General features: G+C 40.6%; 14 protein-coding genes and 1 other annotated feature. All 14 genes read right to left on the minus strand.

What is annotated here, in order from left to right; genetic code table 11:
- Positions 1 to 15 precede the first annotated feature (15 nt).
- Positions 16 to 723 (minus strand): thiol-disulfide oxidoreductase-associated membrane protein CcdA2, encoded by a 708-nt coding sequence (gene ccdA2, locus ADH49_RS07445; RefSeq protein ID WP_023023299.1) that lies wholly within the window; start codon positions 721 to 723, stop codon positions 16 to 18.
- Positions 724 to 882: 159 nt separating this feature from the next.
- The gene (gene brnQ / locus ADH49_RS07450) at positions 883 to 2,196 is read right to left on the minus strand and encodes a branched-chain amino acid transport system II carrier protein (protein WP_048691263.1); all 1,314 of its coding nucleotides are present in this window, start codon (positions 2,194 to 2,196) and stop codon (positions 883 to 885) included.
- A 197-nt stretch (positions 2,197 to 2,393) separates the two neighbouring features.
- Positions 2,394 to 2,948: a GNAT family N-acetyltransferase gene (locus ADH49_RS07455; RefSeq protein ID WP_048691265.1), complete on the minus strand. Its 555-nt coding sequence runs from the start codon at positions 2,946 to 2,948 to the stop codon at positions 2,394 to 2,396.
- 120 nt (positions 2,949 to 3,068) lie between these two features.
- On the minus strand, positions 3,069 to 4,850 hold the full coding sequence (locus tag ADH49_RS07460) for an ABC transporter ATP-binding protein (protein ID WP_048691267.1): 1,782 nt from the start codon (positions 4,848 to 4,850) through the stop codon (positions 3,069 to 3,071).
- 13 nt (positions 4,851 to 4,863) lie between these two features.
- Positions 4,864 to 6,600, minus strand: coding sequence for an ABC transporter ATP-binding protein (locus ADH49_RS07465; protein ID WP_048691269.1), 1,737 nt, complete (start codon positions 6,598 to 6,600; stop codon positions 4,864 to 4,866).
- 185 nt (positions 6,601 to 6,785) lie between these two features.
- Entirely contained in the window at positions 6,786 to 7,238 is a 453-nt protein-coding gene (locus tag ADH49_RS07470; protein WP_048691271.1) for a hypothetical protein, read from the minus strand.
- Between the two features lie 311 nt (positions 7,239 to 7,549).
- Positions 7,550 to 7,918, minus strand: a complete 369-nt coding sequence (gene rplL, locus ADH49_RS07475) for a 50S ribosomal protein L7/L12 (RefSeq protein ID WP_001196965.1) — start codon at positions 7,916 to 7,918, stop codon at positions 7,550 to 7,552.
- Between the two features lie 76 nt (positions 7,919 to 7,994).
- Positions 7,995 to 8,495 (minus strand): 50S ribosomal protein L10, encoded by a 501-nt coding sequence (gene rplJ / locus ADH49_RS07480; RefSeq protein ID WP_048691273.1) that lies wholly within the window; start codon positions 8,493 to 8,495, stop codon positions 7,995 to 7,997.
- A gap of 38 nt (positions 8,496 to 8,533) precedes the next feature.
- Positions 8,534 to 8,668: a sequence feature (ribosomal protein L10 leader region), on the minus strand.
- A 61-nt stretch (positions 8,669 to 8,729) separates the two neighbouring features.
- On the minus strand, positions 8,730 to 9,527 hold the full coding sequence (locus ADH49_RS07485; protein WP_048691275.1) for a formate/nitrite transporter family protein: 798 nt from the start codon (positions 9,525 to 9,527) through the stop codon (positions 8,730 to 8,732).
- 189 nt (positions 9,528 to 9,716) lie between these two features.
- Entirely contained in the window at positions 9,717 to 10,415 is a 699-nt protein-coding gene (locus ADH49_RS07490) for a glucosaminidase domain-containing protein (protein ID WP_048691276.1), read from the minus strand.
- 146 nt (positions 10,416 to 10,561) lie between these two features.
- Positions 10,562 to 11,158: a ribosome biogenesis GTP-binding protein YihA/YsxC gene (yihA, locus tag ADH49_RS07495; RefSeq protein WP_048691278.1), complete on the minus strand. Its 597-nt coding sequence runs from the start codon at positions 11,156 to 11,158 to the stop codon at positions 10,562 to 10,564.
- An 11-nt stretch (positions 11,159 to 11,169) separates the two neighbouring features.
- On the minus strand, positions 11,170 to 12,402 hold the full coding sequence (clpX, locus tag ADH49_RS07500) for an ATP-dependent Clp protease ATP-binding subunit ClpX (protein ID WP_048691279.1): 1,233 nt from the start codon (positions 12,400 to 12,402) through the stop codon (positions 11,170 to 11,172).
- A gap of 210 nt (positions 12,403 to 12,612) precedes the next feature.
- Entirely contained in the window at positions 12,613 to 13,125 is a 513-nt protein-coding gene (locus tag ADH49_RS07510) for a dihydrofolate reductase (RefSeq protein WP_048691281.1), read from the minus strand.
- A 148-nt stretch (positions 13,126 to 13,273) separates the two neighbouring features.
- Positions 13,274 to 14,842 (minus strand): LPXTG cell wall anchor domain-containing protein (locus ADH49_RS07515; RefSeq protein ID WP_048691282.1); only part of this gene is annotated, 1,569 nt, incomplete at its 5' end.

A 14,842-nucleotide genomic window follows, 5' to 3' on the forward strand; every position in this document is an offset into this window, starting at 1 on the left:
AAACCTCCATTTGATTTATGAAAAGATAGCAGACAAGCTATTCAATTGTCCCAAGAGTAACAAAATCCCCATAATGATGATGATCAAGCCACCAATTTTCTTCAGTAACAAGAGATGGGGTTTTAGACGATTAAAGTATGGGAGAACAATCCCAGACGCTAAGGCCAAAAGTAAAAACGGAATAGCCATCCCTAGTGTATAGATAAAGAGATAGAGAGCACCCATGAGGGCATCTTGACCATTGGATGCTGCTAAGGCAAGTACAGAGCCTAGAACCGGACCGATACATGGCGTCCAGCCAAAGCTAAAACCAAGCCCAAGCAGAAAAGCTGAAAGTAATTCATTCTTGTGCTTGTTCGCCCCGAAATCCATTGTTTTTTGCTTTTCTAAGAAATTAAAGTGAAAGACTTCCATCTGATGAAGACCAAGGATAATGATCAGCGCGCCCATCAAGTATCGGAACCAGTTGGTGTACATGATTTGACCAAGTAGACCTGCCCCGAAACCAATAATGAGGAAAATAACAGAAATCCCTGCGATAAAACACAAGGTCTTTACAAGACCATGCCAGCGAATCTTCTTCCCAAAAATCTGAATGGATTTTTCCTGATCACTTCCTAGCAAGACCCCGATGTATACCGGAAGCAAAGGAAAGACACAGGGAGAGAAAAAGGAAAGAATCCCTGCCAGAAAGACAGTAAAGGAGAAAACGATTTGATTCATAAAACACTCCGTATATTGATATGCTACAACTAGTATAACATTCCAGCTCCTAAATTAAAAATTTCTGCTACGCTTTGATTTCTAAACGATCATTTAGAAACTAGTTTCAAAGCCAAACAAAAACTCCAAAGTATTTCACTCTGGAGTTCAATTGACGACTTATTCTTCTTCTGCACTTTGTTTATTTGGCAAGAAAAGAGAGAGGACAATCCCGACTACTGCTGGGAGTAACCACGGAAGGGACTGGGCAGCAAATGGTAAAGTTTTAATGACGTTTGCCAGACCTGTAAGTTTGAAGGTGCTTGCAAGAACATCTGCAATCGCCACCAAGCTAACTAAGAAAATAGTTAGTTGCATTCCTGGTTTTGATAGTTGAGTAAATTTGTTTACAATCACAATCAACACAATAGTAATGGTGATTGGATAGAGGATCATCAAGACAGGTAATGAATAGGCAATAATGGCGCTCAAGCCAAGATTGGCAATCGCAAAACCAATCAAAGTGAAGATTGTCGCATAGACCTTGTAAGAGATTTTAGGGAAGGTATTATGGAAGAATTCCCCTGTTGACACAATCAAACCGGCTGTTGTCGTGAAACAAGTCACCGTCACCATACCCGCAAGGAAGATTTGAGCAGCTGGGCCAAAGATAGCCTTGGTCGCTTCTGAAAGGACATAGACCCCTTTATTGGCATCAGATGCCATTACTTTTGCTGGAATTGGGAAATGATTTCCAAGGTAACCCAAGCCAATGTATAAAATACTAAAGCCAATTGCTACGACAATCCCAACGATCCAGATGGTTTTAATGTATTCCTTCTTGCTGGTGAAACCAAGTTGATTGAGGGTGGTTACTGCAATCACACTAAAGGCCACTGAAGCGAGGGCATCCAAGGTATTATACCCTTCAAGGAAACCTTGACCAAAGGCAGATGCTTGGTAGGCTTCTGTTGCCACTTGTGGCGCGTGTCCGCTGTACTTGAGAGCACCTAGAACAACCAGTACAACGATCAAAATTGCAAAGATCGGTGTCAAAATCCGACCAATGCTATCTAGGATCTTAGATGGATAAAGGGCAATCAAATAAGCTAAACAGAAATAAACCAAGGTGAAAATGAAGAGTCTGCTACCTGATTGTCCTAACAAGGGGGCAATTCCAACTTCGTAGGAAACAGTAGCCGTTCTTGGAATGGCAAAGAAAGGACCAATAGACAAATACAAAGCTACCAGATAAACGATAGCAAACCAAGGGGCGATTTTACGTGAAATCTCATGAATATAGCCTTTAGGATTGAGCGTCCCAATGATCAAGGTAATAATCGCAATTCCTACTCCTGATAAGACAAATCCAGCAATAGCTGGCCAAAAATGGCTACCCGATTGGGCGCCTAGTGCAGGCGGAAAGATTAAGTTCCCTGCACCGAAGAAAATACCAAATAACAGTAAACCTGTTAAGGAACCTTTTCGTAACATGTGTTCTCCTTTACATTTTTCAATCTTATCTAGTATATCAGCTTTCTTCCACCACGGCAATTCTTTTTACTGGAATAATTGCATTTTAAAATTACTTAAGACAAAGAAGACTCTACTGTAGATTCTTATATACTTCTTCATCCATTAATCAAAAAAAAGTGCTTCTCTGCTATCTAACAGAGGAGCACTTTTTGTTTCTAATCTTCACTAAAGCGTCGGTATTGGATGCGAAAATCAAAATAATTTTCTTCCTGAAGTTTACGGAAGATATCACGGTAGGCCTCCTCATCGAAGCCCTCTCCTCGATAAAGAATCTCAAAACTCAGATCATCGTATTCTAAAAAGGCATTGGCTGTTTTGAAGCCGTTCCGCAAATAGAAGTCCATCCGAGCCCGTCGTTGTTCTAGATTGTCACATTCTTCATCCAATCGCTCAACTTCTAACAACATTGTCCGTTGGTAAAACTCGACTAATTTTTCAATGATTTCTTGACCATAGCCGTGGCTTCGCAAGTGTGGCATAATGGCAAAGAAGCTGACGTAAAAGGCCTTGGCATTTGAAATAGCAAAGGCAAATCCGACAAATTCTTCCTCATTGTAAAAAGCGAAAAAGTGAGCGTCATCATTATCCGTATAGCGTAAAAACTCCGATAAAGGAATCCGTTCCTCTTCTGGAAAAGCTTCAATGTTAAGCCTTTCGACCTTATCCAAATCTTGGAACGTTTCAGTGATTAATTGGCTGGTTAAGCGCATAAAGCCTCCATTTCTGCTACGATTATAGCAAATAAAACAACCACCTTCAAGAAATCCGACTTCTAACAAATTGAAGTGTTTTGCCTAACAAAAAAGAGCGACTGCTCTTTTTTGACGTTTTTATTGAGCTTCTACTTTCTTGGAGAATTGGCTCATGTACAAGTCGTAATAGAATCCTTTTGCAGCCAAGAGAGACTCATGATTCCCTTGTTCGATGATTTGGCCCTCTTTAAGGACTAAAATCTTGTCTGCTTCTTGAATCGTAGACAAGCGGTGAGCAATGACAAAACTGGTCCGCCCCTTCATCAAGTTCTTCATGGCCTTTTGGATCAAGAGTTCCAGACGGGTATCCACTGAAGACGTCGCCTCATCCAAAATCAATATTTTAGGATCAGCTAGCAGGGCACGCGCAATAGTCAACAACTGCTTCTGTCCCAAAGAGATATTGCTAGACTCTTGGTTCATCTCCATATTGTAGCCCCCTGGAAGCGTCCGGATAAAGTGGTCTACATTGGCAGCCTTGGCAGCAGCGACAATCTCTTCGTCTGTTGCGTCCAAGTTCCCAAAGCGCAGATTTTCTTTAATGGTCCCTTCATAAAGCCAAGCATCCTGAAGAACCATCCCAAACTGCTTGCGATAATCTTGGCGAGGTAGGTCACGGATATCATGTCCATCTACCGTAATAGCCCCCTTGGTCACATCGTAGAAACGCATGAGCAGATTGATGAGCGTGGTTTTGCCTGCACCTGTAGGTCCGACAATGGCCACCATCTCACCTGGATTGACTTCAAGATTAAAGTCGCGGATCAATGACTTATCTTCCACATATTGGAAGTCCACATGGTTAAAGCTAACCTGTCCAGTCAATTCCTTGTCCAGAGCTTCATTTTTACCAAGTACTTCATCTGGTTCATCAAGTACTTGGAAGACCCGATCCAGTGAAGATTTGGCACTTTGTAAGGTTCCAGCCAACTGGCTCAAATTTTGAATAGGCTGATTAATCTGCCAGACATACTGGACAAAAGCCTGCATGTTCCCAACTGTCAGACGACCGGCAAGAACTTGAATGGCTCCGATAACTGCGACCAAAAGATAGGTCAAATCAGAGATTGCATTCAGAATAGGCATCATCAGTCCAGAAATAAAATTCGCTTTAAATCCAACTTGCTGGAGGCGACGGGTAATGTCGCGGAATTCTTCTTGCGATGATTCCTCCCGTACATAGAGTTTTAAGACGTTGAAGCCACTCAAGTTTTCCTGAACAAAACCATTTAAAGCTCCAAGGACATCTGCTTGCTCTTTAAAGTATGGCTGGGATTTCTTCATAATCAACTGGGCACCGAAGAAGGTGATTGGGATAGAGGCAATCACGATCAGCCCCAAAGTGAGGTTGAGATAGAGCACCATAGCAATGACCAAGCTTAAAGTGAAAATGGCATTCACAATTTGAAGGAAGGACTGTTGCAAGGCGTTTGAAACTGTCTCGACATCACTGGTAAAGCGACCAAGAAGATCTCCGAATTGGTGCTGATCAAAGTAAGAAACAGGGATGCGATTGATTTTTTTAGATAGGTCGTTACGCATATCCTCGATCATGCTTTGGACGGCATTGGTCATGAAATAGTTGGAATAATAAGATCCAAGCTCATACAAAACTCCTCGGAAGAGATAGACAATCATGACCCAACCAACATAGCCAACATTAATCTCAGCTCCCGCTACTCCTCTAGCCATATCTGTTAGGTTAGCGGTCAATTCTGTGATAGCGAGTCCAAGAATATAGGGCTCAATGACACTCATAACCACACTCAGAATCTTTAGGAGTGTAGCGAAAATAACGGCAAAACGATAGGCTCTTAGATAGCCCCAAAGACGTACAAAACTGGAACGTTTTTCTTTCATTTTCTTCTCCCTCCTATTCTTCTGTTAATGATTGGTTATTCAACTGAGAGCGAGCAATCTCACTGTAGATTTCATTGGTTGTCAGGAGTTCCTCGTGGGTTCCACGACCGACGATTTCTCCATGATCCAAGACAATGATTTGATCCGCATCCATAATCGTTCCAACCCGTTGAGCTACGATTAAGACGGTTGCATCTCCTGTTACTTCCTTGAGACGTTTTCTCAGTGTAGCATCTGTCTTGTAGTCAAGAGCCGAGAAGGAATCATCAAAGATATAGATATCCGGCTCTTTAACAACTGCACGCGCAATGGATAGACGTTGTTTCTGTCCACCAGAAAGGTTGCTTCCCCCTTCTGCTAAATGAGTGTCAAACTGTTCTTCCTTGCTTTCGATAAATTCTTTAGCTTGGGCCACATCTGCTGCCTTGTCTAGCTCCTCAATGCTGGCATCTTCTTTTCCGTAACGAAGGTTTTCAGCAATAGTCCCCGTGAAGAGCAAGGCCTTCTGCGGGATAAAGCCAATCTTTTGGCGAAGGGCTTTGATATTGTAGTCTCGTACATCTACACAATCCACCAAGATTTTCCCTAAAGTAACATCATAGAAACGTGGAATGAGCTGGACCAGAGAGGACTTCCCAGAACCGGTCGATCCGATAAAGGCAATGGTCTCCCCCGGCTTAGCCTTAAAGGAAATATTATGAAGAACTGGACTCTCTGTCTCACCAGGATAGGCGAAGGTTACATTGTCAAACTCCAAATAACCCTTGGTTTCAGTCTCAGTAACTCCATTTTCATTTGGATCGATAGAAATCGGCATATCCATGATTTCCTTCAAACGATGACTAGAAACAGCTGTCCGTGGATACATGGTAAAGAGATTAGCTAGGAATAGGAAAGAAAGCAAGGCATGGAAACTGTATTCGATAAAGGCGACAAGATTCCCGATTTCTAAACTTCCATCCCCTAGAGGATCCAAGGCGAACCATACAATAGCTACAATCATGGCGATGATGATTTGGACAAAGAGCGGCTCCGTCAAGCCGGTCAATTTAAAGAGTCTATTGGAGTTGTCCGCATAGATTGCATTGGCTTGGCCAAATTTTTCCTCTTGGAATTCCTCACGCGCAAAAGCACGAATGACCCGAAGTCCCGTAAGGTTTTCGCGAGCATATTGATTGAGCTTATCCAGGGTTTCCTGCTGCTTCTCTGACAAAGGTTTGGTCTTGATAGCTACATACCAGACGACCACAGCCAAAAATGGCATCGAAATCGCCACAATCCAGGCAAGAGATGGACTCGTCTGTAAAATTAACAGAATACTGGACAGCATCATGATAGGAGTGATGACGCCAAGCTTCAACATCTGGTCAGAAAACTGCATCAAGACGAAGGCATCAGACGTCATCCGCGTTACCAAGGAAGAAACCCCAATCTTCTCATACTCATGGTGGGAATATTCCTGAAGCTTCTCATAAAGGTCATTGCGCATATCCATGACCATGGTTGTAGTAATCTTCCCAACCGCATAGGCTAGAACGATTCGCCCGAGAATCCCTACGATGATCACACCAAACATAACCCAGGCCCAAAAATAAACCCGCTCCATATCTCTCGGATTGATCCCCTCATCAATCATACGGGCTAGAACAGTTGGCAAACCGAGATTGACAATCACAAAAAAGATGGCTGCTGTAACATTCAAACACAACCATTTTGGATATTTTCTCAAATAGGACCAAATATATCCCATACCTTTCTCCTCCTTATACAATAAAAAAGCACCCTCAAGTACTTTTTAAGCTATTTTACAAAGCACGTTGGCTCCTTCAAGTCATCCCTATTATATCAGATCCCCCCTAGGCTAGCAAGGAAAAGAGCTGATGTAAAGCAAAGAATAAAAAAGAGGATAGCCTCCGCTATCCCCTCTATATACGATTATTTTTGACGTTTGAATTTTGCATCTTTGAAGAAAGCAAATGTTTCGCTATCGTTAGACTTAAATTTACTCAAGTCCAAAGTTAAAACATCCCCGTCAATCTTATACTTGACTTTATCATTACCACCTTCTTCTGACTCAAGAGTTTTGCTACCTTGATCAGCTTTTAGGTCAAATGATTTCTTTCTATTATTTCCTAGGGCATTCATTTCAACAGTTAATTTGGCTTTTTTATCTTTAATTTCGATCGTCATTGATAATGCAATTTGACCAGCGACTTTCTCAAGCTCCTCATCAGTAGCTCCTTGCTCTTTAAGGATGCTTTCTATTTTCTCCTTATCAGCTTTATAGACATATTTCCCATTATCGCTAGTTGTAGAACCACAAGCTACAAGGAAAATCGCACCAACTGCCAATAAAGCAGCAAAGACAAGACGTTTAAAATATTTCATCAGAAATCTCCTTTTTTGTTTATAGGAACTATTTTAGCAAAAAAATAGAAGTCTAACAACATAATAAATTAGTAAGAACTTGATAAGAATTGTAAATATGTTGATTGACAGAGATTAAATTTAAAGGAGTATGATTTCAAGAATAGACAATCATTCAAGACTCAAAGCTTTCTAATCTTGAAAAATTTAGATAAAATCCTACAGTAGACAAAGTACAGAATTAATCTGTAAAAAATAAAGACTTAAACTCAAAAATGTACACAAAAAAACCGAGATCTAAACCTCGGTTTTCATTTTGATTGGAAACTCTATTATTTAAGAGTAACTGAAGCTCCAGCTTCTTCCAATTTAGCTTTGATTTCTTCAGCTTCAGCTGTAGCAACACCTTCTTTAACAAGTGCAGGTGCTCCATCAACAAGTTCTTTAGCTTCTTTAAGACCAAGACCAGTGATTTCACGTACAACTTTGATAACGCCGACTTTCTTGTCGCCTGCAGATGTCAATTCAACGTCGAATGAATCTTTAGCAGCACCTGCGTCAGCAGCACCAGCTGCAGCAACAGCTACAGGAGCAGCTGCAGTTACACCAAATTCTTCTTCGATAGCTTTTACAAGGTCGTTCAATTCAAGGATTGAAGCTTCTTTAATTTCAGCAATAATGTTTTCAATGTTCAATGCCATTGTTATTTCCTCCAAATAAGTTTTTATATTTTATGTTTTTATTTTTTGTAGCTAGGCTACGCTGCGTAGCATAAGATTAAGCTGCGTCTTCTTTGTTGTCTGCAACCGCTTTGACTGCAAGAGCAACGTTGCGCACTGGCGCTTGAAGTACAGAAAGGAGCATAGAAAGAAGTCCTTCGCGGTTTGGAAGAGTTGCAAGAGCAAGAATCTCTTCTTTAGATGCGACAGCGCCTTCGATTGCACCACCTTTGATTTCAAGTGCGTCAGCGTTTTTAGAAAAGTCGTTCAAGATTTTCGCTGGTGCGATAACATCTTCGTTAGAAAATGCTACTGCAGATGGTCCAACAAAAACAGATGCAAGATCTTCAAGACCAGCTTTTTCAGCTGCACGACGTAAGATTGAGTTTTTGATCACTTTGTACTCAACTTCGCTTCCACGAAGCTCACGACGAAGAACTGTATCTTGTTCTACTGTCAAACCACGAGCGTCCACAACGACGATTGATGCAGCAGCTTTCATTTTCTCAGCTACTACGTCAACTAGTTCCGCTTTTTTAGCAATAATTGCTTCACTCATTAGTGTGTTCACCTCCGTAATTATTTTGCTTGGGGAATTTTTCCAAAAGAAAAACGCGCCCAAACCTAGACACGAAAGTACAATACGCTTCTTTTACATGATACGTTTTGTCCTCGGTAGGATCTTTATGAGTCGAGCTCCCCTACTGTCTTAGGCAGTTTTTTCAAACCGTTATTTAGTGTATCACATAAAAAAAAAGAATGCAAGTATTTTTGCAAACTTTTTTTAAAATAGTTAATCTTTATAGATAGTCTTGGTACGATTGAGCCATGCATAGGCCAAGCCCATGATCACTCCTCCACCTACCCAGTTACCTACAAAAGTGACTGCATAATGACGAAGCACATTGAAGAACTCTAAGTGAGGCAAATCTTTCGAAATCGAGTTAAAAGTAGCTAATGAGAAAGAAGCAAAGTTTGCCGCGATGTGTTCATTTGTAAGGAAAACAAACATATAAATAGCTGACAAAGCCATCAGAACTTTAGCTGTTTCATCTTTAAAAAAGAGGTAGGACAAGATGGCTATATTAACAAAGATGTTAGCAACAACCCCTTCAAAGAAAACCAATTGATTAGAACGTTGCAACTTCATCTCTACAACCGAACCAAGGAAGCCTTTTGGATTCAGATTTGCGAAAGCACTTGTCTGACTGAAGAGAAATGCAAGGAACAAGGCACCAATCAGATTAAAGAACGTACAATACAGCAAAATTTCTAAAGCTTTCTTCCAATTAATTTTCTTTAAATAAACACCAGCTGTCAGGTACATCATATTGGAAGTCGTTAACTCACTATTTAAGAAGAGTAAATAAACCAATCCCCAAGCAAAAATAAAAGGGAACAAGAAACGACCAGAACCAGGCAAGAAAGTATTGAGAAGATCTGCACCCACAATCCCAACTGCTGTACTCATGGTAAGAAATGCACCCGCAAACATAGAGCGAACAGCATACCGAGCCTTAGAAGCTGTATATAGTTCTTCCTTCTTTTGACATGCTGCCTCTACTTTAAGAACAAAATTTGATTCTCCCATCTGAATCTCCTTATATATTGAATTTGTGAACTTCTTCATTATATCATAGATAGAACCTTCTGAAAAGGTTTTCAGAAAAATAATATAAAAAATACTGTTTTCAATGAAAAATGATATAAAACGATTTAAAACGACTAAAAGAAAAAACAGACCTTAATGGCCTGTTTATCATTCAATTTAATTCATATCTTACAAGAAACGATTTGCCCATGCGATATCCAAGTTCAAGATTTCTTGAGTTGTATATTGTTGGCGATAAGGGTTGTAGACCGTACCTTCATAACCTCCATATACACTTGGTGAATCATACTGAGTAAGGTTGTAAGTTTCGATAATATGGTTCAATTTTGCATAGTAACTTGTATCAGTAGCATAGACACCCGTTAAGGCAGATGTAGCATCCTGATAGCTACTTGTATTACTCTTCCAAGCTCCAGCAAAGTGACCTTGTTTTAAAACTGCTACATAGTCTTGTAATGATTCATAGTAGCTAGGATATGAACGGAAAGCATCGTTGATGGTATAGGAATTTCCATTACCGTCATCTTCCCACGTCTGCATCACAGTTGATTGACCAGCATAACTACCTTTAATACCAAAGAGGTTATAGTGTGGATAAGATGACAAACCAGATTGACCAGCTCCGCTTTCTAAGATAGCTTGAGCAATCATAACAGAAGCATAAAGATCATTTTCTTGACCAAGCTGACGAGCAGATTCACCGATTTGTGAGATAAAAGTTTCTGTTGGATCTGCGTATTGAGTATAAGCACCATCATTAGCATCAACGTTCCCTACATGCTCACTCATAGCTGCCGCTACTGTTCCTGCAGCTACTAGAGCCACTAAGGATCCAATCAGTTTCGATTTATTTAGTATTTTTTTCAATGTGATAATCTCCTAATGTTTTAATGAAAACTCTTTAAGATGATTATAGCACAGAAAAGCATTAAATTGTTGAGCTCAATATTACATTTTAATTACAATATCGAGATAAATCAAATAAATAAATAACAGGTTAGTAATAATACGATTTATTCCGAAAAGCTATAGTCAAAAATTGCATCCCAAGCTTCTTCTACTCCCGTCTTATTAACGGATGAGAAGATGATAAAGGTATCTGCTTTATCAAAATCCAATTTCTTCTTGATCATAGATTCATGCTTGTTCCATTTTCCTCTTGGAATTTTATCGGCTTTGGTTGCAACCAAGATAACTGGAATCTCGTAATATTTTAAAAACTCGTACATTTGGACATCATCAGCTGAGGGTTCATGACGAAGATCAACCAGGCTGACAACAGCTCTTAAATTCTCTCTTGATGTCAGATATTCTTCGATCATCTTTCCCCATTTCTCACGTTCTTTTTTAGAGACACGAGCATATCCATAGCCAGGTACATCGACAAAGCGTAATTTATCATCGATATTGAAGAAGTTTAATAACTGTGTTTTCCCTGGTTTTCCAGACGTACGGGCCAAATTCTTGCGATTTAGCATGGTATTAATAAAAGAAGACTTGCCGACATTTGATCGACCGGCAAGTGCAACTTCTGGGATATCATCTTGAGGATAATGGCTTTTATTGGTAGCGCTCAAGAGAATATCCGCATTATGAGTATTTACTTTCATAGAATTTCTTTCTAGGCAGTTTCTAAAATTGGTTTTTCAGTTCCGTTAACTGCTTCTTTGGTGATTCGAACCAATTTGACATCTTCTTGACTTGGAACTTCAAACATCACATCCAACATAGTTTCTTCGATGATGGAGCGTAATCCACGAGCACCTGTTTTGCGTTCAATAGCTTTGCTTGCAATTTCTTCAAGTGCTTCGTCATCAAATTCCAATTCTACGTCGTCAAAGGATAAGAGAGCTTGGTATTGTTTCACCAAGGCGTTTTTTGGTTCTTTCAAAATACGAACCAAGTCATCCACTGTCAATTGCTCTAATGCAGCAAGAACTGGAAGCCGACCGATTAACTCAGGGATAATACCGAATTTTTGGATATCTTCCGCAATGATTTCTTGCATATAAGAGCTTGATTCATCGATGGCTTTGTTGTTTTGACCAAATCCAATGATCTTCTCACCTAAACGTTGCTTCACGATTTCTTCAATCCCATCAAAGGCTCCACCGACGATGAAGAGGATGTTCTTGGTATCGACTTGGATCATTTCTTGTTGTGGGTGCTTGCGTCCGCCTTGAGGTGGCACGCTCGCTACAGTTCCTTCGATAATCTTCAAGAGGGCTTGTTGTACCCCTTCACCAGATACATCGCGGGTGATAGAGACGTTCTCACTCTTCTTAGCAATCTTATCGATTTCATCAACATAGATGATGCCACGTTCTGCACGTTCAATATTGAAGTCAGCAGCTTGCAAGAGCTTAAGAAGAATGTTTTCAACATCTTCTCCGACGTAACCCGCTTCTGTCAAGGCTGTCGCATCCGCAATGGCAAATGGAACATTCAAGCTCTTAGCAAGAGTTTGAGCCAAGAAAGTTTTTCCTGAACCTGTAGGCCCCACCATCAAAATGTTTGATTTTTGGAGATCTACATCATTGTCTTCTTCACGATTTTCGTGGAAGTTAATTCGTTTGTAGTGATTATACACTGCTACTGCTAGTGCTCGTTTAGCACGATCCTGACCGATAACATAGTGGTTAAGGATATTGAGGAGTTCGATTGGTTTTGGAACCTCTGAGAGGTCTGCCAAGACTTCCTCAGCTAGTTCTTCTCGAATGATTTCTTGAGCTAACTCAACACACTCATTACAGATAAAGGCGTTGTTCCCTGCGATAATCTTCTGTACTTCGTCTTGGTTCTTACCACAAAACGAACAATAAACCATCATATCATTTGATTGATTTGTAGGCATTTTCTTCTCCCGATTCTAAAGTCTGTTTGTAATTTATTTAAATAAAGTCATATAAAAGGCGTGAATAGAATTCACAAGATTGGTAAAGGCATTTAGCAAAAATAGAATGGCTAATCCATAGCGCTTTTTCCGAAGAGTCTGGGAAGCACATACTAGGCAAATCACGCATAAAACGGCTGTAAAAAAGCCAAAGATACTACGTTCCATGAACTAGTCTTCCTTTCTTTCAAAATGTCTAATGGTAAAGTCATAAGGGTTTTTTTCGTCTTTTTCAAACGTGCGCTCGTCTAGTAACTGGAACTGCTCCCAATGGAAGTCTTCTGGGAAATAGGTATCTCCTTCCAATTGAGCATCGATGACAGTCTGGTAAAGCTCCTCTAGATAAGGCTCGAAAAGGCGAATCACCTTCTCCCCACCGATAATAAAGAGCGACTGATCCTGATCCTTATACCAGTCTAAAACGTCCTCTACGGAGGTTTTTAACAAAACTCTTTCATTCTCTACATCATACATGTCATCTCTAGAGAGAATGATATTGGTCCGATTTGGCAGGACGCGTTTGTTTAATCCTTCGTAGGTAACTCTCCCCATAAGGATCGCGTGGCCCGTTGTCGTTTGTTTAAAGTGCTGCAATTCAGCTGGTAAATGCCAAGGCATGACCTGATCCTTACCAATCACTCCATTCTTTGTCTGAGCCCAAATACCAATTACTTTCTTACTCATTCTTACATCCTTTACACTGATACTTCTATTTTATCAAATTTTTCTAGAAAAGACAGTTTCCAACTATTGGTTCCTGGATCAAAACTTTCTTTTTTTCCGTCAAAAAAACCGCGATTTCTCGCGGTTTTGATGAGACAAATCCTAAATCTTAGTCTTCTTTTTTGCGTTTAGCAAGTCCGAATAATGAGAGACCTGTCAAAGCGCTAAGAATAGCAAGACCAGTTTTAGAAGTTTCCTCTGTACCAGTTTCAGGAAGAACTGCTGTTTCATCAGATGGATTGATGAATTTAGTTTCCTTAGTTTCTGGAACTGGTTTTGGATCTGGCGTTGGAACTGGATCCGGAGTTGGTACCGGTGTAGGAACCGGAGTTGGAGCTGGAGTTGGTGTAGGAACCGGAGTTGGTGTTGGCACTGGATCTGGCGTTGGCACTGGATCTGGTGTTGGCACTTTCTCATAAACGTGCTCTGTATCACCGTTTGGAAGTTTCTTAGTCTCTACGAAGCGGTAGCCTGGAATATCTCTCTTAGGATTTTCACCATCCTCGATTGGATAACCTGGAATCTCGTTACCTTCCTTATCCTTATGATTAGTTTTCACTTTTTCATAAACATGTTCTGTATCACCATTTGGAAGCTTCTTACTCTCTACGAAGCGGTAGCCTGGAATATCTTTCTTAGGTTGTTCATTGTCTTCAGTTGGATATCCCGGTATTGCTTTACCTTCTTTGTCTACAAATGTAGTAACAGGAAGTACAGTTGGTGTGTACGTTGCAGAAGCTTTTGTTCCATTCATATCTTCACGGACAACAGTTACAGATGGAGCTTTTCCAGTAAATTCTGGTTCTGGTTTGAAGGTTACTGTTCCATCTGGAGCTACTGTATAAGTACCAACTCCCTCAACTGTTTTAGTTGTTGAACCATCGTCAAATGTAGCTGGAACCTCATCATTCATAGGCACACGACTGTCGCCTTCCTTGAAGCTTGGTTTACCAGATTGTTCTTGTCCTTTAGGGCCAATAGTTGTGGCTGGTTCACCTGTTGGTGTTACTGGAGTTACAGTTGGTGTGTACTTAGCTGTTGCTGGTGTACCGTTCTTATCTACACGTTTAACAGTCACGCCTGTTCCTGTTCCGATGAATGATTTTTCTGGTACGAATGTAACTGTTCCATCTGGAGCTACTGTGTAAGTTCCTTCGCCTGGAATTGTTTTCGTTGTTGAACCATCTTCGAATGTTGCTGGTACATCATCATCCATAGGTACATTTGGATTACCTTCTGTGAAGGTAGGCTTACCTGTTTGTGTTTGACCTTGGATATCAGTAGATGTTGCTGGATCTGCAGTTGGAACTACTGGAGTAATCTTAGGTGTGTAGGTTGTTTCTGTCGGTGTACCGTTGGCATCTTTCGCTTGAACCTTAACTGCAACGACTTCACCTGAGTATGTCTTATCAGTTGGTGTGAAGGTTACAACACCTGTTGCTTTATCAACTGTGAAAGTACCAATTTCTTTACCTTCTGGTGACTTAGCAACTACTGAAGCTGCTGGCTGGCCATTTTCATCAATAAGAGTAATGGTATCCTTGTCGATTGGTGCAACTGGGTCACCTTCTGTGAAGGTAACAGTACCAGTTTGAACAACACCTTGAGGAGCTATTGATTCAGCAGGTGTCGCTGTTGGTGTTACAGGGGTTACTGTTGGTGTGTACTTAGCTGTTAC

The sequence above is a fragment of the Streptococcus sp. 400_SSPC genome, assembly GCF_001072745.1.
Classification (GTDB): Bacteria; Bacillota; Bacilli; order Lactobacillales; family Streptococcaceae; genus Streptococcus; species Streptococcus xiaochunlingii.

Coding starts and splice junctions, on each gene's coding strand:
- clpX (WP_048691279.1), bottom strand. CDS start 12,402: ATGCCTACAAATCAATCAAATGATATGATGGTTTATTGTTCGTTTTGT.
- ccdA2 (WP_023023299.1), bottom strand. CDS start 723: ATGAATCAAATCGTTTTCTCCTTTACTGTCTTTCTGGCAGGGATTCTT.
- ADH49_RS07485 (WP_048691275.1), bottom strand. CDS start 9,527: ATGGGAGAATCAAATTTTGTTCTTAAAGTAGAGGCAGCATGTCAAAAG.
- rplL (WP_001196965.1), bottom strand. CDS start 7,918: ATGGCATTGAACATTGAAAACATTATTGCTGAAATTAAAGAAGCTTCA.
- ADH49_RS07455 (WP_048691265.1), bottom strand. CDS start 2,948: ATGCGCTTAACCAGCCAATTAATCACTGAAACGTTCCAAGATTTGGAT.
- ADH49_RS07460 (WP_048691267.1), bottom strand. CDS start 4,850: ATGAAAGAAAAACGTTCCAGTTTTGTACGTCTTTGGGGCTATCTAAGA.
- rplJ (WP_048691273.1), bottom strand. CDS start 8,495: ATGAGTGAAGCAATTATTGCTAAAAAAGCGGAACTAGTTGACGTAGTA.
- ADH49_RS07510 (WP_048691281.1), bottom strand. CDS start 13,125: ATGAGTAAGAAAGTAATTGGTATTTGGGCTCAGACAAAGAATGGAGTG.
- ADH49_RS07470 (WP_048691271.1), bottom strand. CDS start 7,238: ATGAAATATTTTAAACGTCTTGTCTTTGCTGCTTTATTGGCAGTTGGT.
- ADH49_RS07465 (WP_048691269.1), bottom strand. CDS start 6,600: ATGGGATATATTTGGTCCTATTTGAGAAAATATCCAAAATGGTTGTGT.
- brnQ (WP_048691263.1), bottom strand. CDS start 2,196: ATGTTACGAAAAGGTTCCTTAACAGGTTTACTGTTATTTGGTATTTTC.
- yihA (WP_048691278.1), bottom strand. CDS start 11,158: ATGAAAGTAAATACTCATAATGCGGATATTCTCTTGAGCGCTACCAAT.